The organism is Bacillus sp. FDAARGOS_235 (assembly GCF_002073415.2).
GTDB classification, from domain to species: Bacteria; Bacillota; Bacilli; order Bacillales; family Bacillaceae_G; genus Bacillus_A; species Bacillus_A toyonensis.
Window position 1 is genome coordinate 624,390 of sequence record NZ_CP020437.2, and the last position, 21,811, is coordinate 646,200.

General features: G+C 33.6%; 21 protein-coding genes and 1 pseudogene. 8 read left to right on the plus strand and 14 right to left on the minus strand.

All coding sequences use genetic code 11. The features are described from left to right. Positions 1-14 precede the first annotated feature (14 nt). Positions 15-1,277 carry a DUF4183 domain-containing protein gene (locus tag A6J74_RS04875; protein WP_080609404.1) on the minus strand — a complete coding sequence of 421 codons (1,263 nt, stop codon included), beginning with the start codon at positions 1,275-1,277 and terminating at the stop codon, positions 15-17. Positions 1,278-1,497: 220 nt separating this feature from the next. On the opposite strand from A6J74_RS04875, the gene A6J74_RS04880 reads away from it, so the two are divergent. Beyond that, the gene (locus A6J74_RS04880; RefSeq protein ID WP_001152966.1) at positions 1,498-2,121 is read left to right on the plus strand and encodes a BclA C-terminal domain-containing protein; all 624 of its coding nucleotides are present in this window, start codon (positions 1,498-1,500) and stop codon (positions 2,119-2,121) included. A gap of 380 nt (positions 2,122-2,501) precedes the next feature. On the opposite strand, the gene A6J74_RS04885 is transcribed toward A6J74_RS04880, so the two are convergent. After that, positions 2,502-3,059: a helix-turn-helix domain-containing protein gene (locus A6J74_RS04885; RefSeq protein WP_000391306.1), complete on the minus strand. Its 558-nt coding sequence runs from the start codon at positions 3,057-3,059 to the stop codon at positions 2,502-2,504. 116 nt (positions 3,060-3,175) lie between these two features. On the opposite strand from A6J74_RS04885, the gene A6J74_RS04890 reads away from it, so the two are divergent. Both A6J74_RS04890 and A6J74_RS04895 read left to right on the plus strand, forming a co-directional pair. Beyond that, positions 3,176-3,760: a LysE family translocator gene (locus tag A6J74_RS04890; RefSeq protein WP_001121301.1), complete on the plus strand. Its 585-nt coding sequence runs from the start codon at positions 3,176-3,178 to the stop codon at positions 3,758-3,760. A gap of 459 nt (positions 3,761-4,219) precedes the next feature. After that, positions 4,220-4,480, plus strand: a complete 261-nt coding sequence (locus A6J74_RS04895) for a hypothetical protein (protein ID WP_001281132.1) — start codon at positions 4,220-4,222, stop codon at positions 4,478-4,480. Between the two features lie 247 nt (positions 4,481-4,727). Here the strand turns inward: A6J74_RS04895 and A6J74_RS04900 are convergent, their stop codons facing one another. From A6J74_RS04900 to gabT, 6 genes and pseudogenes are all read right to left on the minus strand, one after another. Then, entirely contained in the window at positions 4,728-6,524 is a 1,797-nt protein-coding gene (locus A6J74_RS04900) for an ABC transporter ATP-binding protein (RefSeq protein WP_001243546.1), read from the minus strand. Next, complete coding sequence (locus A6J74_RS04905) at positions 6,517-8,271, minus strand: ABC transporter ATP-binding protein (protein WP_000834796.1); 1,755 nt, start codon at positions 8,269-8,271, stop codon at positions 6,517-6,519. Before A6J74_RS04905 ends, A6J74_RS04900 begins: the two co-directional genes overlap by 8 nt. Positions 8,272-8,493: 222 nt before the next feature. Continuing rightward, positions 8,494-9,089, minus strand: a pseudogene (locus tag A6J74_RS04910) (DUF1349 domain-containing protein). A gap of 33 nt (positions 9,090-9,122) precedes the next feature. After that, positions 9,123-10,007, minus strand: coding sequence for a GNAT family N-acetyltransferase (locus A6J74_RS04915; RefSeq protein WP_000528654.1), 885 nt, complete (start codon positions 10,005-10,007; stop codon positions 9,123-9,125). Positions 10,008-10,264: 257 nt separating this feature from the next. Beyond that, positions 10,265-10,957, minus strand: a complete 693-nt coding sequence (locus tag A6J74_RS04920; protein ID WP_002048039.1) for an MOSC domain-containing protein — start codon at positions 10,955-10,957, stop codon at positions 10,265-10,267. Positions 10,958-10,968: 11 nt separating this feature from the next. Further along, complete coding sequence (gene gabT / locus A6J74_RS04925; RefSeq protein ID WP_000920471.1) at positions 10,969-12,294, minus strand: 4-aminobutyrate--2-oxoglutarate transaminase; 1,326 nt, start codon at positions 12,292-12,294, stop codon at positions 10,969-10,971. A gap of 130 nt (positions 12,295-12,424) precedes the next feature. On the opposite strand from gabT, the gene A6J74_RS04930 reads away from it, so the two are divergent. Beyond that, positions 12,425-13,327 (plus strand): LysR family transcriptional regulator, encoded by a 903-nt coding sequence (locus tag A6J74_RS04930; RefSeq protein ID WP_080609792.1) that lies wholly within the window; start codon positions 12,425-12,427, stop codon positions 13,325-13,327. A gap of 122 nt (positions 13,328-13,449) precedes the next feature. Here the strand turns inward: A6J74_RS04930 and A6J74_RS04935 are convergent, their stop codons facing one another. Next, entirely contained in the window at positions 13,450-14,493 is a 1,044-nt protein-coding gene (locus A6J74_RS04935) for an aspartate-semialdehyde dehydrogenase (protein ID WP_000039420.1), read from the minus strand. Between the two features lie 105 nt (positions 14,494-14,598). Here A6J74_RS04935 and A6J74_RS04940 point away from each other — a divergent pair, with 105 nt between their 5' ends. Continuing rightward, on the plus strand, positions 14,599-15,489 hold the full coding sequence (locus A6J74_RS04940) for a LysR family transcriptional regulator (protein ID WP_002038649.1): 891 nt from the start codon (positions 14,599-14,601) through the stop codon (positions 15,487-15,489). Positions 15,490-15,560: 71 nt separating this feature from the next. On the opposite strand, the gene A6J74_RS04945 is transcribed toward A6J74_RS04940, so the two are convergent. The 3 genes from A6J74_RS04945 to A6J74_RS04955 all read right to left on the minus strand — a co-directional run bounded on the left by A6J74_RS04945 (position 15,561) and on the right by A6J74_RS04955 (position 17,977). Next, positions 15,561-16,166 carry a PRK06770 family protein gene (locus A6J74_RS04945; protein WP_000853587.1) on the minus strand — a complete coding sequence of 202 codons (606 nt, stop codon included), beginning with the start codon at positions 16,164-16,166 and terminating at the stop codon, positions 15,561-15,563. A 255-nt stretch (positions 16,167-16,421) separates the two neighbouring features. Further along, the gene (locus tag A6J74_RS04950; RefSeq protein ID WP_000862575.1) at positions 16,422-17,081 is read right to left on the minus strand and encodes a DEAD/DEAH box helicase family protein; all 660 of its coding nucleotides are present in this window, start codon (positions 17,079-17,081) and stop codon (positions 16,422-16,424) included. Further along, a complete protein-coding gene (locus A6J74_RS04955) occupies positions 17,081-17,977 on the minus strand; it encodes a CPBP family intramembrane glutamic endopeptidase (RefSeq protein ID WP_001180195.1) in 897 nt (298 codons plus the stop codon). Before A6J74_RS04955 ends, A6J74_RS04950 begins: the two co-directional genes overlap by 1 nt. 381 nt (positions 17,978-18,358) lie before the next feature. Between A6J74_RS04955 and cspD the strand changes: the two genes are divergently transcribed. Continuing rightward, a complete protein-coding gene (gene cspD, locus A6J74_RS04960) occupies positions 18,359-18,562 on the plus strand; it encodes a cold-shock protein CspD (RefSeq protein ID WP_000176365.1) in 204 nt (67 codons plus the stop codon). 86 nt (positions 18,563-18,648) lie between these two features. After that, the gene (locus A6J74_RS04965; protein ID WP_000286203.1) at positions 18,649-18,834 is read left to right on the plus strand and encodes a cold-shock protein; all 186 of its coding nucleotides are present in this window, start codon (positions 18,649-18,651) and stop codon (positions 18,832-18,834) included. Between the two features lie 37 nt (positions 18,835-18,871). Here the strand turns inward: A6J74_RS04965 and A6J74_RS04970 are convergent, their stop codons facing one another. Then, entirely contained in the window at positions 18,872-19,423 is a 552-nt protein-coding gene (locus A6J74_RS04970; protein WP_000231763.1) for a GNAT family N-acetyltransferase, read from the minus strand. Positions 19,424-19,761: 338 nt separating this feature from the next. Here A6J74_RS04970 and A6J74_RS04975 point away from each other — a divergent pair, with 338 nt between their 5' ends. Further along, positions 19,762-20,310 (plus strand): hypothetical protein, encoded by a 549-nt coding sequence (locus A6J74_RS04975; protein WP_000275259.1) that lies wholly within the window; start codon positions 19,762-19,764, stop codon positions 20,308-20,310. Between the two features lie 60 nt (positions 20,311-20,370). Here the strand turns inward: A6J74_RS04975 and A6J74_RS04980 are convergent, their stop codons facing one another. Further along, positions 20,371-21,771 carry a protoporphyrinogen oxidase gene (locus A6J74_RS04980; protein WP_000860341.1) on the minus strand — a complete coding sequence of 467 codons (1,401 nt, stop codon included), beginning with the start codon at positions 21,769-21,771 and terminating at the stop codon, positions 20,371-20,373. Between the last annotated feature and the right edge of the window lie 40 nt (positions 21,772-21,811).

Sequence of the window (21,811 nt, forward strand, 5' to 3'; positions counted from 1 at the left end):
AGAATCTGTCTTTTTTAATTAATAATGATAAATTGCAAAATAATTGAAGACCCTTGCGATGGTGGTTGATTATCCAATAAAGTTAGTTTACCTGTACTAACTTCATAAAATGGTTGTGGTTGCAGAATCCCATTAATAAACAAATTAATATATGAAACCTCACTAGGTGATAATATATTCGTTGTACCATATTGAGCTATCCCATCTGCGTTTGTATATATAAGTTTCTCTCCATCTGAAAAAGTATAATATAACAAATTTGTTGTTGTTATGGGGCCAATCCCCCCAGTAGGACCTGTTGCTCCTGTTATCCCTGTTACTCCCGTTGCTCCCGTTGGCCCTGTTGCTCCCGTTGGCCCTGTTGCTCCCGTTGGCCCTGTTGCTCCCGTTGGCCCTGTTACTCCGGTTGCTCCTGTTGCTCCGGTTACTCCTGTTACTCCTGTTGCTCCTGTTACTCCTGTTGCTCCCGTTGCTCCTGTTACTCCTGTTGCTCCTGTTGCTCCTGTCGCTCCGGTTGCTCCTGTTACTCCCGTTGGCCCTGTTACTCCGGTTGCTCCTGTTACCCCTGTTACTCCGGTTGCTCCTGTTACCCCTGTTACTCCGGTTGCTCCTGTTGCTCCCGTTGCTCCGGTTGCTCCCGTTGCCCCCGTTACTCCGGTTGCTCCCGTTACTCCCGTTGCTCCTGTTACTCCGGTTGCTCCTGTTACTCCCGTTGGCCCTGTTACTCCGGTTGCTCCCGTTGGCCCTGTTACTCCCGTTACTCCGGTTGCTCCGGTTGCTCCGGTTATTCCTGTTACTCCTGTTGCTCCTGTTACTCCTGTTGCTCCCGTTGCTCCTGTTACTCCTGTTACTCCTGTTGCTCCCGTTGCTCCTGTCGCTCCGGTTGATCCGGTTACTCCGGTTACTCCCGTTACCCCCGTTACTCCGGTTGATCCCGTTACTCCCGTTACTCCTGTTACTCCTGTTGCTCCGGTTACTCCTGTTGATCCTGTTGATCCGGTTGATCCGGTTGCTCCTGTTACCCCTGTTACTCCGGTTGCTCCTGTTACCCCTGTTACTCCGGTTGCTCCTGTTACCCCTGTTACTCCGGTTACTCCGGTTGCCCCCGTTACTCCGGTTGATCCCGTTACTCCCGTTGCTCCTGTTACTCCCGTTGCTCCCGTTGGCCCTGTACTTCCAGTCGGAACATAAATTGGTGGAAGAACTGGAAATGTAGGTCCAATATTCTCAGGTCCTATCCTACCTTTATTCATTGATAATTTATCATTCCGCTTCAATTCAATACCTCATTCCACACGTTTTTAACTAACATACATTATTATGACTCTATTATTAAGAAATAACTTCATAACTATTCTTTTTCTTTCCAAATGATTCATATATTTATTAAACATTTTACCGTTACTATAAACTACTACTATTAATAGAATAAAATGATAGTTCCATTCTAAAAATACTACACTTATTGGTATCTAATTTAAAAATGAGGTGATTTATATGCAAGATAAAAATGAAAAAATAAAAGAAGAACTACTATCAATGGCTCTTGAAATAATTCTTCCATACAGACTTACAGGACCTACTGGGAATACTGGGTCTACCGGAAGTACTGGACCTACCGGAAATACTGGACCTACCGGAAGTACTGGACCTACTGGAAGTACTGGACCTACCGGAAGTACTGGACCTACCGGAAGTACTGGGTCAATAGTTACAACAAACTCTATGTTCGCTAATAATACATTAGGTGGTCCCATCTCAGTTATATTAGGTGGAACTAATATTCCACTTTCTAATAACCAAAGCCTCGGTAATTTTACAGTTAACGCTTCAAACGATGTATTTACAATTCCTGTAACCGGAAGATATCATTTAACCTATCAAGTTAATACGACAACTTCTCTACTCGCTGGAACAAGGTTACTATTAAACGCTTCAACTCCACTTTCTGGCTCTATTTTTTCTCCCGCTATATCAACTTCAAATTATAATAATAATTTAATTACTAATTTAATTGCTGGTAATACAATTTCACTTCAATTATTCGGTATATTATCCATTGTTAATTTAGTTGGAGGTGGTTCAACAGGTGCCTCTCTAACAATTATACGAATCGATTAAAAAATGATTCATTCTTTTTCTAATACACATTATTAAATACCAAGTCTGTCATAATAATAAGAACCACTCAATTATTTCATGGCGTTGATTACGTAACACAGAACAAATTGCACTATATTTATAGTAGAAACTATCTATACTAAATTTTCCGTATATACATTATCAATTTACACTCACCCTTACCGATGTTACATTAAATATGAAGACAGTTTCTCCTTTACGAACCATCTCTCAATACGTATTTGAGAAACGTACTCCAATCCTATACGCGAGAGCAATACTATGTTGACACTCAAACGAGTGTCTTTTTTTGTAATTTAACACAAAATAAAAACCACCTTGTATAGATGGTTTTATCTTTTATATATATAAATGCACACTTATGTAGCTGGGTAATAAATTGTCATGCTTAATCGAGTCAACGATTTCCCTAAATTATGATAAGAGTGTGATCTATCGGCCTTAAAACGAATGGAATCTCCACTATTTAATTTATACTGACAATTATTCACTTTTATTGTCAATTCTCCTTCAAATACCGTTATAAATTCTTCTGCTCCTTCTTTATGCCCTTCTGAACTCAGTTCCCCTTCTGTTTCTATTTCAACTGTATACATTTCAAAATTTCTATCATCTTGAAAAGGAAAAGAAGGATACACTTTATATCTCCCATTATCTTCAGACAATACTTGAACATCATCCCGTAAAACAACTTTTATATCGGGTTGTGGATTATTGATTAAAGAAGTAAAAGACACTTTCAATCCATTAGCAATTTTCCATATTGTTGTTAGTGTCGGACTTGATTCTCCTCTTTCAATTTGTCCAATCATCGTTTTACTCACTCCTGTTAATTGAGAAACCTTTTCTAAACTTAATTTTTCTTTTTCTCGTATTGTTTTTAAATTTTTCGCTAGAATAAGTTGAATTTCTTCCATAAAAAAACACCCCTACACTATATACAATATAACGACCGTTATGTATAATAAAAAGTACACGTTATATTGTTCTTTTCGGTCATTATAACACACAAAAATAATAAGGGGGTTTTGAAATGCCTATATTTTCTTTTTTATTATTTGTTTTTATAAGTAGTTTCACACCCGGCCCTAACAATTTTTTAGCTATGACATACGCCAATCAATACGGGTTAAAGAGGAGCATGCAATTTTGCTTTGGAGTAGCTTTCGGCTTTTTCATCCTCACTTCTTTATGTAGTTTCTTTAATGTAGTACTACTTAATATCTTACCCATAATCGAATTCCCTTTAAAAGTTTTAGGTGTAACATACATGTTATATTTAGCTTTTAAAATACTCACTAGTAAAGGCAGTACGAATCCCAGTGAAAAAGATAATAAAAACTTATTTACAGTGGGGATTTCTCTTCAATTCGTTAACCCTAAAGGGATATTATTCGGACTGACTGTAGTATCGACTTTCATACTCCCTTACTACAATTCATATTCAAGTTTTCTACTTTTTTCATTATTTCTAGGTGTAGTCGGTTTAATGAGTACATGTAGTTGGAGTTTATTTGGTTCAATATTCCAAAAATTATTAATAAAACATAACCAATTATTTAACATCATTATGGCCGTTTTATTAGTCTTCAGTGCCGTTTCAATCGTTATACACTAGTTCAATGCTCATTCTAATTTTAGATTTTTGTACTTTTTCATACCAATCTATATTTCCTAATCTTTGTCCTTAATGTCATAAATATTTAGTTTCCACACCCATCTGTTTTTTATTCACATACTGCCCTTAACTAACTACTTTTCTCTAGTAGAACTTTGATATGGGAATATTGTTGTACACAGATCCGCCCTTATTTATTCTCGTATTACCAGCCTATAACCTTTCATACCGTTTCATTGAGCACCTGATGCTGGATCGGAAATAAAGTATGGTAATCCCTTTAAAGTTTTTTCAATTCTAGATTATCTATCTTCTAAAACAAAGTACTCAAAAAAGAAAACCACAACTTAAAACATTAGTTGTGGTTTTCTTTTTTCGTAATATTCACTTTAAAGTCTATTTATAATAATACTGAAAAATACGGTATAATATAAGTTACTGTTCTTTGGGAGGGTTATAATGTCTGATAAGTATAAAATTTTCATTCTTATTGTTACCGCATTTTTTTCTTTCTTTTCCTTAATAAAAGATTTCCGCAACACTTCAAAAAGTTTCTTTTGGGGTAGTTTTGTAATTCTTACAAGCTTCATAATACTTTTAACACTCGCTTTAGATTTAACTCAAATACTCCTATATTCAACGCAGATAGCGCTTGAGATTATTACAATACCACGTAAACTATTTCTACCATCTGTCACTGAGGCCGCTAGTTTTTACTAACAACTCGTAATTCTAAAAAAACACATAAATTACATACCTGAACAACTGTATATTCTACCCTTTTTGTAACTTAACTATGTTTAATCCGCATTTTTGCAACCTCAAACGCTATTCATATGTTTTACCAGAGATTCAAGGTGATACTGTCAAAGTATTTAATGAAAGACTATTGGGTTTAGCAATGTTTACAATCATTAAAAATGCGGTTTCTCTTTTCTACAGAAACCGCACCACATGAATATTATTATTAAATTTTAAACTGACTCGTATACAATTCAAAGTAAAATCCTCGATCTTCCATGAGAGATTCATGATTCCCTCTTTCTAAAATACTCCCATCCTTTATAACTAGGATTTGATCTGCCTTTTCAATCGTTTTGAGTCGATGAGCGATTACGAAACTCGTTCTACCTCTCATTAAATTGTTTAATCCTGCTTGAATTTGCAATTCTGTTCTCGTATCAATATTAGATGTCGCTTCATCAAGAATTAATATGTCCGCATCTGCTAAAATTGCCCTTGCAATCGCAAGAAGTTGTTTTTGTCCTTGACTTAAATTCGATCCTTCTGAAGCAATCTCTGTTTCATATTGTTTCGGTAAATGTTTAATAAAAGAATGTGCCGATGCAGCCTTTGCTGCATTGATTACTTCTTCATCACTTGCATGTAATCGTCCATAACGGATATTATCCATAATTGTCCCAGCAAATAAATACGTATCTTGTAAAACTACTCCTATTTTACTTCGTAAAGAATTGATATCATAATCTTTTATATCTTTTCCATCAATATGAATTTGTCCTTGCTGTATATCATAAAATCGAGTTAATAAGTTTATGATTGTTGTTTTTCCCGATCCCGTTGGACCAACTAAAGCAATTGTCTCTCCAGGCTGTGCCTTAAGACTTACTTCTTTTAAAATTGTTTTATTCTCCACATAACCAAACGAAACATTCTCAAGTTCAACATGCCCATGTATATTTTGTACAACGAATGCGTCTTTTTTATTTTGAATTTCTGGTACCTCATCCATAATTTCAAAAACACGTTCTCCACCCGCAACTGCCGCTTGAATCGTATTCATTAACGTTGCAAATTGACTTAGTGGTCTTGAAAATTGACGAGAATAATTAATAAACGCCGCAATGACACCTACTGTTGTCATACCGTTTAATACCATAACGGATCCAGTCCCAATTACAAGCCCCATTCCTAAGTTATTAATAAAGTTCATACTCGGAAAAATAAAAGCTGAAAATGTATCAGCCTTCGTTGCTGAAATTCTTAGTTGTTCATTAATTTTATTGAAATTTTGTACGGTTTCTTTTTCTTTCCCGTATAACGTTGTAACATCCGCGCCTGTTATAGCTTCTTCAATAAAACCATTTAATTCTCCTAAATCTTTTTGACGCTTTGCAAAGTTTTTACCACTATATGCAACAAGTTTTTTTGTAACGAAAAACATAATAGGTACTGTAATTAAAGTTACAAGTGCCAAAATCCAATTTAATGAGAACATCGCAATCGTCACACCTATAAAGGTTAACGCTGATGAAATAATCTGTACGACACTTTGCGTCAACGCTTGATTTAAATTGTCAATATCATTTGTCACACGGCTCATTAAATCACCTTGAGAACGTACATCAAAGAACCGTAAAGAAAGCGTTTGGATTTTCTCAAATATATCTTGTCGTATTTTTTGAATTGTCTTTAATGCAACATTAATCATGACATACGTTTGTAACCACGTTAAAAGCACCGTTACACCGTAAATTGCAATAAGTAACATACACATTCTTGCCGTACCGTTTAAATCTTTCGGTACAATATATTGATCTATAATTACTCCCATAAAATATGGACCTAATAACCCAAGTAATGTCGTAACAAATACTAGAAATATAACGAACATTAGAGCAGCCTTTTCATACCCCATATAGTTCCAAATCCGCTTTACAGTACCTTTAGTATTTTTAACTTTTCCACTCTTAGGCGAGTTACGTCCACCTTTATTAGCAAATTGTCCTTGAAAATTACGCATGTTCTTTCCCACCTTCTTTATGCAAATTACCACCTTGGGAAAGATAAATTTCCTGATATACCTCACATTGTTCTAGCAGTTGTTCATGTGTACCATCACCAACTAATTCACCATTATCTAATACGAGAATTTTATCAGCATCTATTATAGATGAGATTTTAGAAGCAATTAATAATGTCGTTGTTCCTTTATATTCTGTTCTTAATGCCGATTGAATGTTCGCTTCTGATTTCGCATCAACTGCTGATGTAGAATCATCTAATATAAGAATAGATGGTTTTCTCACAAGCGCTCTCGCAATGGATACACGTTGTTTTTGTCCACCTGATAAATTCGTCGCACCTTGTGTTAAGTTATAATGATACGATTCTTCCAACTTGTTAATAAACTCAGTCGCACACGCAGATGAAGCTGCTGTTTCCAATTCATCGTGTGTTGCATCTTCTTTACCGTAACGTAAATTCTCTTCTATACTTCCTGAGAACAACAATGCCGTTTGAGGTACAAAACCTATTGAAGCACGCAATTTTTGTAAATCGTACCTCTTAACATTTATTCCGTCAATACAAATTTCACCTTGCTCAATATCATATAAGCGTGGTAGCAGTTTAGCTAAAGTAGACTTACCACTCCCTGTAGAACCGATAATTCCTACTTTTTCACCTTTACGTATGCTGAATGAAATATCTTTTAAAACGTATTCATTATTTTTCGTATAACTATAACTAACATCTTTAAAATCAATATTTCCTTCGATTTTCTCAGGTTCAATTGCGTTAGCTTCGTTCATAATATCAACTTCAGTATTTAAGACTTGTTGTACACGATCCGCAGATGGAAAAGCTCGAGCAATTTGAATAAATACCATACTAATAGACATAAGTGCCATTAAAATGATATTCAAATAGTTTATAAATGCTAAAATCGCACCTACTTGAAGAGTTCCATTAAATACTTTTTCTCCACCAATCCATAGTGTTGCGACAATCCCACCACTTACAACTAGCATAATAATTGGCATCATTAAGGAAATAAGTTGCACAGCTTGAATATTTATCTTCGTTAAATTTGTATTCACATTTCCAAACTGAGAAATTTCATATTTTTGTCTTACATACGCTTTTATAACACGTACACCAGATAAATTTTCTTGTAACTTTGTATTCACTTTATCTAATGCTTCTTGCACCTTTTTAAACGTTCCACTCGCTTTACTTGCAATTAAAATAATCGCAAGTAATAAAATTGGTACAACTACAAGTAATATTGGAAATAACTCCCTCGCTGTTACAAAAACAATAATTATACTTCCGATAAATAACAAAGGGCCACGAACGAGAACACGTAAAGTCATCGTCATCGCCGATTGAATTGATGTAATATCATTTGTCACAATCGTTAATAATTTTCCGGTTCCAAATGTATCCCGATTTTTACTAGAAAATGTTTCTATTTTTGTAAACACATCTTTTCGTATGTCTGTAGCGAAATTTACAGCTGCTTTTGTAGAATACATCATACACCCAAGTCCTCCAACTAACCCAAGTGCCGCTGCTCCTATCATAAGAAGCCCCATTTTTATTACATAATTCAAATCCCTATTTGCAATCCCAACATCAATAATATGTTGCATAATAGTCGGTTGAATTAAGTCCATCGCAACCTCAAGTACCATAAATAGCGGTCCAATAATAGCGAAGAACATGTATGGTTTTAAATACTGTAATAGCTTGCGAAATGATTTCATACATAATCTCCTTTTTCCATGAAATTACCACTGAGTAATTCATACCCCTCCTTATTTAAACCCTATAGTTTGTAATTTCTTCTTTACTTTTATTATATTATGCAAATTAATATTTAACATTATTAAATGATAAGCATTAATGACTTTTCGGTCAATAAATGTGCTTTATAAATATACAAATACAAAAACCGCATTCTTAATGAAAAGAATGCGGTTTTTTATCTATATTTCTTCAATTGTAAAATCGAAAAACTCAGTCTCAAATCCTTTATTTTTAGAAGGACTACACGTGTAAAAGCCTATTTTAACAGGCTCATTCCCTATATCCTCCATTAAATGAGCGATTCTTATTTGTTCCCATCGCTGACTTATTTTCACATATATTGAATAATCACCGCGTTTTCGAATAATTCGAAAACGAAGTTGTTGCTTAGCTGCTTCAGTTGGATAATCTTGCGTTGACCAGTCAGAATATCCATTATTCGTTACGACAGCACCTAAATGAGATGGCCCCTCAGGGATATACTCTAAAGAAGTTTTTAACCAACAGTTCTCCGAAATCATAACAAAAAGACCTGCTTGATCGTATGTCGCATTTGGACTCATACGTAACTGAACTTCAGCCTGAAAATCTGTCATAATCTCATTATAAAATACATGACCATTCATTATTTCAAAGCCATAATGTGTTTTCAGCCAAAATCTGTTTCTGCCTTCGAATGGACAATGAATGTATGATTTTCTTCCAGTTTGTAATATTTAGGTACATTCATTACGGTAAGTTGCTCAATATGATTTGGTATATATGATGTTTTCATAATTCTTCCATAAAAAAGCAATTAAATTAATATTTAAAACTCGGTTAACACTGGGAATTTATAACCTTTAAAATCTAATTCCTTATTACTTCGAACCATTAAATACTTACTAGTCTGTAATTCTGTATATTGTACATCATCAATTCCTAATTGATCTGGGCAAAAATAAAATTCAATCTCCTTAAATTCCCCAGAGATTTCCTCACATAATTCATCTAAAATCGGAAGTACCGGAGCAAACACTCCATATAATTTTAGTTTTTGATTTTCTATTGTAAAAACAATCAACGTATCTAATTTCTCTGAATAATATAGGTTTTCATTCCATGTTGAATCATACATATTTAAATAAAACGAAGAGCGGTAATTTAACGTTGAAAATGTATTAGAAAGCCTTTGGCCATTTTCAATCATCTCATGTATTAATTGTCTATCCTCTTCATTATAAAAATCTAACTTTTTAAGTTGAGAATCTTTATCACTCTTGTTTTCGTATGATAGTTCCATCAAATATTCTTGCACAATTTGAAAACCAAATGGTTTATATAGTTCTGGATTTTCAGTAAATAAAAGCGCACACTCACATTGCTCATCAATTTCTTCTATCATCTTACTAAACAATTGTTTCATTAACCCATGTCGACGATGATTCGGATGTGTCATTACCGATTGAATACCCACTGCATTTATTTTTTCACCATTCATTAAAAGCGGAAGTGAAAATGCAGCAACATTCGCAATCACTTTGTTATCTTGTAAAAATGATAAAGCTTTATATGTATAATCCCAATATCCTTTCTCCGTAAAATCACGTAATGTTTGACTCTCAATACCAAACACTTCTTCAAATAAAGGAAATAACTGCTCTCTTTTCGGTTCTTCTATTAGAAGATTTGCAAATTTTTCAACATTCCCCATGTTGTCCCTCCATACTTCAATTCCATAAAATTATATATGGTTATATGACCTGACCTTAAAATAATAGGTCTTACAAATCAATATACTATCATAAAATATAAAAAAATAATCCAATTAATTTTATGTTTTCACAATTAGAAAAAAAGTCGAATAAAAAAATATTAAGATTTTTGTATATTAATAAGGTTATTATATAAAAACAGTGCTTTCTAGTTAGTTTTTACTATTAGAAATGCACTATTTATAAAAATATTTTTTTATTCTTTTATTCCTTCAAGCCTCTCCTTCGTATTTATTTCTTCTCCCCTCAGTCGCTTTTCAAATGTCTTTCTCCAACTAGTAGAAAGTGCATGTACTTCTAAAATTCTCTTTATCCCTTCTATATTTTGTTTTTCCTTATGCATAATACGATTAGCAAACGCTACTGTAATACTTATTGGATCAGACTTCAGCAACTTTAACGTATCAACTGGCGATACCCACCCTTCTTTTAATACACGAAAATAAAATCCTGTATATCCTGTTTCTTGAAAATACAGTGGTAACTTTGGAATATTGTATTTCTTAGCTAACTTAAAACAAGGTTGCCTTGGTTGCGTTACTTGTACTATCGCTTCTCCGAGCTCAAACGTATCACCGATACAAACATCCTCTTCACGCATACCACTTACTGTTATATTTTCTCCGAATGCTCCATATTCAAGATCTTGATTCAATGTTTCTTCCCAATAACTATAATGTTCACCCGAATACACACAAACCGCTTTATCCACCCCTCCATGATGAACTAAATCCGCCTGACCATCACCTTTAAATTTTAAAAATGATAAATATATAGGTTCCTTTGTTTTCGTTTTATTTATACCCGTATGAATTAATTTTCCTCCATACATAACTTCTTTTGGGAGTCCTATATTTAGTGATAGTACCTCATATAATTTATTCATCATAATTGCCTCTCTCACTTTCCGCACAATTTTTTAAAAGATTGATTTATTATTTCAAAACCTTTATCAATTTCTTCATTTGAAATAACTAGAGGCGGTAAAAAACGTAGTACATTATCAAATATCCCTGCCCCAATACTTATAAGCCCATTCTTCCAGAATTCATCAATTAATTGTACTGTTAGTTCTTTTGCTGGTTCTTTTGTTATACGATCCGTTACAAGTTCCATTGCAACCATTGCACCAATTCCACGAACGTCACCTATGACTTCGTATTTTAATTGCATTGCATGTAAATGTGACATTATTCTATTTCCAATTTGTTGAGCTCTTTCAACTAGGTTTTCTTCTTCCATAATTTCAAATACAGCAAGACCGGCTGCGCATGATAACGGACTTCCTGCAAAGGTCCCACCGATTTGCCCCCTTCCAGGAACATCCATAAACTCAGCGCGCCCAACAATCGCACTTAATGGTAAGCCTCCAGCTATTGATTTTGATAATGCAATAATGTCAGGTTCTATATTAAAATGTTCCGTTGCAAACCATTTTCCAGTTCTGCCAAATCCAGTTTGCACTTCATCCATGATCATTAAAATTCCATATTGATCACAAATTTCCCGGATTCGTTTTACAAATAAAATGGAAGGAACAATAAATCCCCCTTCTCCTTGTACTGGTTCCATTACGATTGCCGCTACTTTTTCAGGTGATACTTCCTCTAAAAATTTTTCAAACTGATAGATGACTTGAGAATCCACTTCTTCAGAAGAAACTCCTTCTGCAGCTCTGTAATAGTACGGATACGACAATATATGCATGTCTGAAACGAACGGGCCAAATCCTGCTTTATATGGGTTTTCTTTCGTTGATAAAGACATCGTCATTAATGTTCTCCCATGAAATCCTCGTTCAAACGAAATTACTTTACTTCTCCCTGTTACTTTACGTGCGATTTTTACAGCATTTTCAATCGCTTCCGCACCACTATTTGCAAACATCGTTTTTTTCTTACTTGTTCCTGGTATTTTTTCATTAATTTTCTCTGCTAAAGCAATATAGTTTTCATATGGAGTTACATGAAAACAAGGATGAATAAATGACTTTGCTTGTTCTTGTACCGCTCTTACAACTTTCGGATGACAATGACCAACATTTTGCATTCCAATACCACCAGCAAAATCAATAAACTGATTCCCATCTACATCTGTAATGATCGCTCCGCTAGCTTTTTTTACATATAAAGGTGTTAAATGATATATTCCTGTCGGTACAGCCTCCTCATACCTTTTTTGAAGTACTTTTGAATAACTGCCTGGTAATACGCTCGATTTCAACAATTCCTCTTCACCTCATCTAATCTTTATCATCAATCTATTTCTAATAAAGTGATTATAAATCGCACAAAACCATTGTTCAATTCAATTATTTATATAATAATGATAGGTATATCCTATGATTAAATTTGAGGTGATTCCAATCGAATTACGACAATTAGAATACTTTTTAGCTGTTTCGAAAGAATTGCATTTCACAAAGGCAGCCGAAAAATTAAACATTTCCCAACCTTCACTAAGTCAACAAATACGTGCGTTAGAACATGAAGTAGGAATGCCACTTTTCGATCGAATTGGTAAAAAGATATCTTTAACTGAAGCAGGAAAGATTTTATTATCACATAGTAAAACCATTTTTCATAAAGTCGAACAAGCCCGTTCTGCTATCCAGGACTTAAATGGATTACAGTACGGATCCTTAACAATCGGCTCATTGTTAACCGTTGTAAATTATTTACTACCGCCAACCCTTTTACACTTCAATACTCTTTATCCAAACATTGAGCTTTCTGTGTTAGGACTTCGCACAGGAGAAATTCGCGAAAAATTGTTTCAAAACGAATTAGATATTGGTATTACATTTCTCCCGGTACAAGATAAAGAAATTGTTTCTATCCCGCTATATAAAAGTGAACTTACATTAGTTATTCCAATCGGTCATCCTTTAAGTGAGCTTGATCACGTGTCTATTAAAGAATTACAGAACTACCCTTTAATCCTTCTACCAAAAAACTTTTATTTAACAGAACTACTTACGACCTATTGTCAAAACTTTAGCTTCAAACCAAAACCAATTTTAGAAATTAGTACGATGGAATCTTTAATTCAAATGGTTTCAAAAGGTATGGGAATTACAGTGTTACCCAAACCGTATATAGACTTTTTGCAAAACGAAAACATTCAAGCTATTAAAATAGAAGATCCTACTCCAACTATAGATATAGGACTGATTTATAGAAAAGATAAATATATGTGCGCTGCAACTCGAGAATTTATTGAGCAACTAAAAATAACAGTACATTCTTTACAAAACTAATGGATATTTATAAAAACACTATAAAAACTAATTCATTTTAAATTCTCACTAAAATAAAAACTAGGATACTTTTACAATCAATAGTTTCCTAGTTCTTATAATACATGTGTAACTCTATTATGCTAAATGATTCCCTTTTCCACCAACGTCTCTGCGATTTGAACTGAATTCCAAGCCGCACCTTTTAACAAATTATCGGAAACGATCCAAAGATGGAATCCTTTTGGCGTATCAGGGTCTTTCCTAATTCTTCCGACAAACGTATCTATTTTCCCTTCTGCATATAATGGCATTGGATACAGCTGTTCACTAGGATTATCTTGTAAAATAACACCTGGTGCATCGAGCAGTACTTCTTTAATTTCTGTAACAGTTGTTTCTTTTTCAAGTTCTATATAAACTGATTCTGAATGACCTGATACAACTGGAACACGTACACAAGTAGCTGCCATTTTCAGGTTTGGGTCTTCTAAAATTTTCTTCGTCTCTTGAATCATCTTTACTTCTTCAAAAGTGAAATCATTATCAGTGAATATATCTACTTGAGGCAGTACATTAAACGCAATTGGATAATGCTTTTTATCTTTTTTCACTGGTAATATAGCACTCTTCACTTCTTCACCTGTAAGCATCGACTTAGCTTGTTCTTTTAATTCATGAATCGCATGAATTCCAGAACCTGATACAGCTTGATAAGTGGAAACGATAATTCGTTCTAAACCGAATGATTTTCGGATTGGCTGAAGAGCTGTTACCATCTGTAATGCTGAACAATTCGGAACTGCAATAATACCGTTATGCTCCTTTAAAGTGTGTGAATTAACCTCTGGAACAACGAGCGGTACATCGTGCACCATTCGGTACTCACTTGTGTTATCAATTACGATTGCGCCACTAGAAACTGCGTGATTTACAAATTGTCTAGACACTTCTCCTCCAGCACTGAAAAAGGCAATATCTACACTTTCAAAACTAGTTGTTTTTGCCTCTTGTATTGTAATCTCTCGCCCTTTAAATTGTACTTTCTTACCAGCAGATCGTTTTGACGAAAGGAATGTAACTTCAGCTATATTAAACTTTGTTTCTTGTTCTAACAGTTCAATAATTTTCTGACCTACTGCACCTATAGCTCCAACAACAGCTACATGATAGCTCTTTTTACTCATTTTTTCTCCTCCAATACTGCTTACATGAATTTCCCCACAACATAATATTAAAAGAAATTTAATCATTTGAAAAATTGAAATACATGATATAATCATTCACAAATCATGATATTAAAAGAGGGGTCACTTATGGAAATGAGACATGTTAAAACATTTTGTGCCATTGTTAAGCATGGCGGTTTTTCTAAAGCTGCTCTTGCATTAGGTTATGCGCAATCTACTGTTACAGGGCATATAAAAGCATTAGAAAACGACTTACATATCCCTCTTTTCGATCGATTAGGGAAAAAAGTACTTCTTACAAAAGCAGGTCATCAATTTCATCCTTATGCATTAGAATTACTTGCTATTTATGAAAAAGCACAAGAAATCCCTCAAAATAATGATTATTTGGAAGGGACGTTAAGTATTACATCTAACGAATCGTTAGCAGTGTACCGTTTACCACAATTATTACGTACTTACAAACAGCAAAATCCGAAAGTAAATATCGTTCTTGAGACTACTACAAATGAACATGCACTGAAAAAGCTACATGAAGGAGAAACAGATGTTATCTTCTTAATTGGTGAAAGTATAGCACATAACGATTTTATTATACGTACTTTTTGTAATGAAACATTCGGATGGATTTTACCTATTCATTCCCCCGTACAGGAAAATCCATTTCGTTTATTACAGGATACTCAGTTTATTTTTACAGAACAAAGCTGCGGTTATCGACCAATGGTCGATCGTTTTTTGCGTCAAAGTGGAAATATTCTAGAAAAAACATTTGAAACTTCTAATGTTGAAGTCATTAAACAAGCTGTTATGTGTGAATTAGGAATTTCAATTCTTCCTTACATCGTTGTACAAGAGAATTGTCAAAAGGAACAAATACGTTTTCAACCTATCGAAACTCCAGCCGTTATTCAAAGTCATGTAATCTATCATAAATCTAGATGGATTTCCCCGGTACTACAGTCGTTTCTTTCCTTACTAGAGCGAGGCTAAATTATTAAAAATGTGCACAAAAAAAGAGTAACTGCCTAAAAAGCACTTACTCTTTTTCATTGATAAGTATATTATTTGTTAGCCTGTCCCCCACCTGCAATTAATTTACTACCTGAATATGTACCTTTTTGCATAAACACTTGATTAATTAATTCTTTTTGTTCAGCTTGCGACATTATTCCTTTTCCTTCTCCTAAATTCCCACTTTGCAATTTCCAAATTTTATTATGATCCACATCAACCTTTTCATATTCCCCTTGTTTCCATCGTTCTAAAATATCCACATATGTATTTTTTTGTGCAACATCATTACTATTTATAATTTCAAGTAAACTTTCAATACGTTCTTGTGTGATAAAAATATAGCCCCATTTTTGTTCAGCTTTCGTTTTTTGGTGTGCCATTTCATGTAACGCTGTCTGTATGTTCTCATCTGTCCATTTAAAATTTTTATTAAAACCACTATTAGGTAATGAATGATTGCCATTTTCTAAAAGCTTCGCATCTTCGGCTTTTACATTACTATCAGCTAGCACTTCTACTGCCGGAGCTGCTGGCGTTGACTTTTTCGCAACTGGTTTACTATTATTCAAATAATAAAGCATACCATATGTTAAACCTACTCCGATTACTGCCATACCAGCTATAATACCGATTATTTTAAATAGTGTTTTCATCTCGCTTATTTCCTCCCAAATATCTCTGTTCTTACTACCTCATTATTTCTTATATAAAACAGTTCCTTCATTCAAAATAGTTCATCCCATCCCCTACCATATTATTTATATATATTTCCTTATATTGTATTTCTTTTTTTGTAAAATTGAAAGATTATTCCGTCAAAATCCAAAAATATTCTACAAAATTTCCCTTTATATTTATATGGAAACAAAAAACAACGAGCGCCTTCTACAACACTCGTTGTTTTTACTTTATGCACGATTTTCTTTTAACCACTCCGTAATAGCATCTAACCTCGAAACATCAAAACGTCTATCTTCACATACGTTTAAGCTGTTTAAACTTTTCACAATTTCTAATTCATTCGACTTTATACTTTTTGCTTCAATCAATTTACAGTACCCGTCTGTGACGGTATTTAAATTTTCATAATAACACTGCAACGATTTTGATATATGTAAATGTTTTTCAAAGTTTCTTCTGCTTCTCGTCTCATCAAATTCTTTTCGTTTTCTAGGTTCTTCATCATTCGTGTACAAATAAAAATATTGATCTGGAAAACCAATTTCCCTATTTATCATCTTTTCTTTATAAAAGTTTTCTATTAAAGATAAAGGCTGATTAAATATATCAAAATGAAAACACCAATTATAACTAAGTGGCTGATATATATCCCCATCAAGTATTACTAATTCATATTGCTGCGATTTTTGCACTGCCATATTCCAGCGCTCTACTTGTTTTTCAAAATACCATGTTCTATGTTCATTTTTTGGTCTTTCAAATAAAAAATTCACTTCAGGTATAATGAAGGCTCCATAATTGTTTTCTAGTTCACGGCATGTTGTACTTTTCCCAACAGCACTCGCTCCCTCAAACGCTATAATCCCCATAGTTTCTCCCACTTTCATTAACTAAAATCTCGTTGTTTCGCTCTTCTCCCCCATAACTGTCTCCATAAAACAATTGAAGCGATAGAAAGCATTATTGTTGTAATAATACTACCTTCAATCCCAAATGAGCCTCCATGAAGGACTTCATTGCCATTTTTTACAGGTTTAAATAGTGGTGTTGAATATATCGTCATTCCACTAACGGCAAAGCCATAAACGTTATATTGTGCCCAATTCCAAATGGAATGCCATGCACAAATCCCCCAAAGACTACTGTCCTTTAAAACGTAAAAAGCTGCAAATACGCCAACTAATATTATATTCGATATTGAAAGAATTGTAATTCCTGGATTAAGCAAATGAAGAAAACCAAATAAAAAGGACGTCACAACAATTCCAATCCATATACGGCTTCTAACAGAAAGAACTGGGAATAACCAACCTCTTACAACAATTTCTTCAGTGGCCCCTTGTATTAAAAATGCGACTAAAGATCCTACAATACCAAATATAACTGTCATCGTAATTTCTTGCATTTGTAGTTTTACATTTCCTGTTAATATGAGTAAAATTACTGGTATCGAAATGAAAATACACCCTATTAGTGCCCCTCTCAAATACTTTCTCATCCATTGCTCATTCCAAAAACCAATAGATGAAAACGACCTTTTCTCTACAAATTTAATCCATAAAAACACAAAAAATATAGCCCCGCCAAACGTTAATATCATCTCAATATTGCTATAAATTGCCTTCATAAAAGTTGTTTCTGTTTTCGGTAAAAACAGCATAAATAACATAAACAATTCACCTAAAGTCAAAAATACAATTGCAAGTATAACAGCAAAGACAGGGTGAACTTTCCTTCTTCCTTCTTTTGCTGCTTCGATTATTTTAAATTGTTTATTTTGCAATATTCATCCTCCTAATTATTGTAATCATCTTTATTCTTAAAAAATATACCGTTTCCTTTAAACATACTTTTTTATATAAATGATTTCTGTTTGGAATACATTCAGATTAGGAATAATATATAAATAAAAGAGATGTCTTTGTGCGTTTTACCATTATCGCCCAAATTACTCACTGGTATTACCAGCACTTGCTATTTCACACCATTTGTTGTAAGATAGTAATTAAGGTCAATTTAACAATATATTTTCTTTGCATATTATCAAGTATCAATCAGGACCATTTCGTACTCCTTATGGGTTTTTGATAATATGTGAACTTTTATTTTCATTCAAATAAGGCCGATCATATTGTAATCTTTTTAAATTTTAGGAGGCATTACCATGACATTAACAGGTAAAGTAAAATGGTTTAACAGCGAAAAAGGTTTCGGTTTCATCGAAGTTGCAGACGGTAACGACGTATTCGTTCACTTCTCAGCTATCACTGGCGACGGCTTCAAGTCTCTTGACGAAGGTCAAGAAGTTAGCTTCGAAGTTGAAGACGGTAACCGTGGACCTCAAGCTAAAAACGTTGTAAAGCTATAATTCAAACAATAAAAAGGTTGTTACCAGCTCGGTTAACAACCTTTTTAATATATAACTAAAATTTTTTACATAAAAGGAGTGGTTACATGTATCGCAATCGAAAGAACGATGTAGCAGAAGTACCACCAGAACAAACACCTGTTTGGGAATGTGAATCAGAGGATTGTTTAGGATGGATGAGAAAGAACTTTTCATTTGAAGAAGAACCTAAATGCCCTTTATGTAAAAGTAGCATGAAAAGCGGAGAACGTTTATTACCTAAGTTAGGTTAATTTTACTTAACCCCTCTTTTAATAAGAGGGGTTTTTATTAAATATTTAATTCCTCTACATCTGTTCGCACTATAGAATATAACAATGCATCGTGTTGTTTATTTCCTTGATGAATATAGCCGCGTAACAAACCTTCCTTTTGAAAACCTATTTTAGATAGCATTTTACAAGAAGTAACGTTTTCAGGATATGTAATAGCTCCAATTCTATATAAACCTAAATCTTGAAATCCATAATGAATGATTTCCCCGGCTGCTTCCGAAGCATATCCCTGCCCCCAATAACGCGGATGCAAATCATACCCTATTTCAGATCGTTTACTCCATAATTGTAAATTATTCAACCCAATTGTCCCAATTAAAGTGTTTGTTTCTTTTAACACAATCCCCCATCGTATTGCCTTTTTCTCAAAGTAATTTTTCGAAAAAGATTCAATCATACGTGAAGCTTGGCCAAATTCCGTAAAAGAATTCATACCGTAATAACATGTAACTTCATCCAATGAAAAGATTTCATATATTTTTTGACAATAAGATTGTTCTATTTCAACTAAACGCAAGCGCTCTGTTTCTAATATAGGGAATACCACAGGATCACTCCTTTCTCTCTACTAATTTATTATAGCAGAAAAAATATTCATAATTAGGCAAGTCCTCAATGTCCCACTAATCAAATATTTCTAATGACTCTTTTCCTTTTTATTCTATAACAAGTAAGAGTATACCTTCTTACTTGTTGATTACCGCCTTGGTCATATAATGTAATTTATATTTTGCTTATTTCGCTTTACATAATACCAATATCCCTCCAGATACATCCGTTCGCTCATTATAAGAATAATTTCCATTCTAAAACAACAGACTAATTCATACATTAATGTTAAAATATAGAAAATATTCCATTCTATTATGGAGGTGTAAAAATTCTATGTATATATTCATCAGCTTAGCCCTCTTACTCATTTTGCTTATTTTTTTATTCGCAAAAAAATTCACACCAAACTCATCCATGATGACTAACTTTAAAGGAAATAGCTTTAAGACATTTTCAATTGGTATATTAATCGCTGCCACACTCTCTCTTTCATATGGAATCTATCACGCAGCAACATATCAACCTAGTTATTTAGATATTAAATTACATAACCAAAACTACACCGTTTTCGGTAATGTGGGCGAGTTCGGTTATTTCTCAGCGAACTTACCGAAAAAAGATGTAGAAGTTGAACTGTATTTCGCCTCTTGGGAAACATTACAGTTTAAAAATCCAGAAATATTCATAGATTATCCTTCAGGCAAACAAGAATTTTGGAGGGCAAGTATAGTATCAATATCCACAAATAAACTAAAAGAAAAACACAACATAAAAGAAATTTATCAACTCTCACCATACTCATTTAAAGAGTCTGGAAATATTACATTAACAATAAAAGAGAATAATGGAAGAACTAAAAAAGTTTCCATTCAAGTGAAATAAATAAAAAACTGTCCCTCCAGTAGACTGAATGGACAGTTTTTACATATGTATTCTATATTATTATTTTAACTCTTCACTTAATGTAGTCATTATTTCTTTGGCCGTATTCTTCCCGTTTCCAATACATGCACCAATTCCAACACCGTAATATGAAGCGCCAGCTAAATATACATTAGGATATAGAGCAGTCAATTTTTCATTTAATGCTTGAACCGCTTGATTATGTTCTAAATGATATTTCGGCATTAAATCTTTCCAATTTGTAACTTCAACTACTTCTGGTTCACCTTTAATTCCAAGACTCTTTTCAATATCATATAAAGCGACTCGTACTAATTCTTCTTCACTATAATTTTTGATCGTTTCATATATCGGATTGGTACTCTTATAAAACATTCTTACTAAAAGCTTTTGTGTACCCGATGTATGTTTCCACTTCCGGCTTGTCCATGTACAAGCATCACAATGTAAATCACTGTTTTCTGTTACGATAAACCCTGTACCGTCCGCCGGTAGTTGTTCATCTGGAATGTCAAAACCTAAATAAATACTAATAAGTGATGAATTTTTAAATTTATTAAAATGCTCGTTTAACTCATTAGATTGTAATAAAGTTTGTGCTATATCATGCGGAGCTGCTAAAACAACATAATCAGCTTGGATTGATTCCTGATTTGCAATAGAAATCTCATATTGATCTCCTCGTTTACTTACAGCCGTCGTTACAGCACCTTTTTTTATGACAGTTTCAGTTAACTTGTCTTCTAAGCGATTAATTATCGTAGATAGTCCACTTTTAAATGATACAAACTTTTTATTTCCTGCTGATTGAAATTGCTTTTTATTCTCTTCAAAACCTTTCATAATACTTCCATATTTATTTTTATAATCAAGTAAATACGGTAATGTTGATGCCATTGTAAGCTCATTCAATTTACCAGAATACACGCCTGAAAGTACCGGCGCAATTTGTCTTTCCACTAACTCTTTTCCTAAAAAGCTTTCTAAAAATAGAGCAAGTGATGTATCTTTCGTAAACTCTTTATTTTTCGTTATAAAATCTTTTAAAGCAACAATTTTCCCTTTCGTTGAGACTAGCGTACTGCTAAACAACGACTCGACACTCATCGGAATACCAAATATACTGTCAGAAGGAATTGGGTGTAAAATATTATCAGAATATATGTATGAAATACCCGTTTCGTTATATACCATTTCTTCTTCTAAGTTTAAATCTTTTACAAGCGGCATAACATGTTCATTGCGAGCAACGATAGAATCCGCTCCTGATTCCATAATAAAATCCTGTTCTTCAACACTATGGATTTTACCACCTAAAGACTCTTCTTTCTCGACAAGGATTAAATGTAAATCGATATTATAATCCTTTTTTAATTTTTCTAAATAAAACATAGTAGAAAGTCCCGTTATACCTCCACCGATAACAACAACTGTTTTCATATGCGCTGCGCTCCTAACCGATACAATTAATCATTCCTTT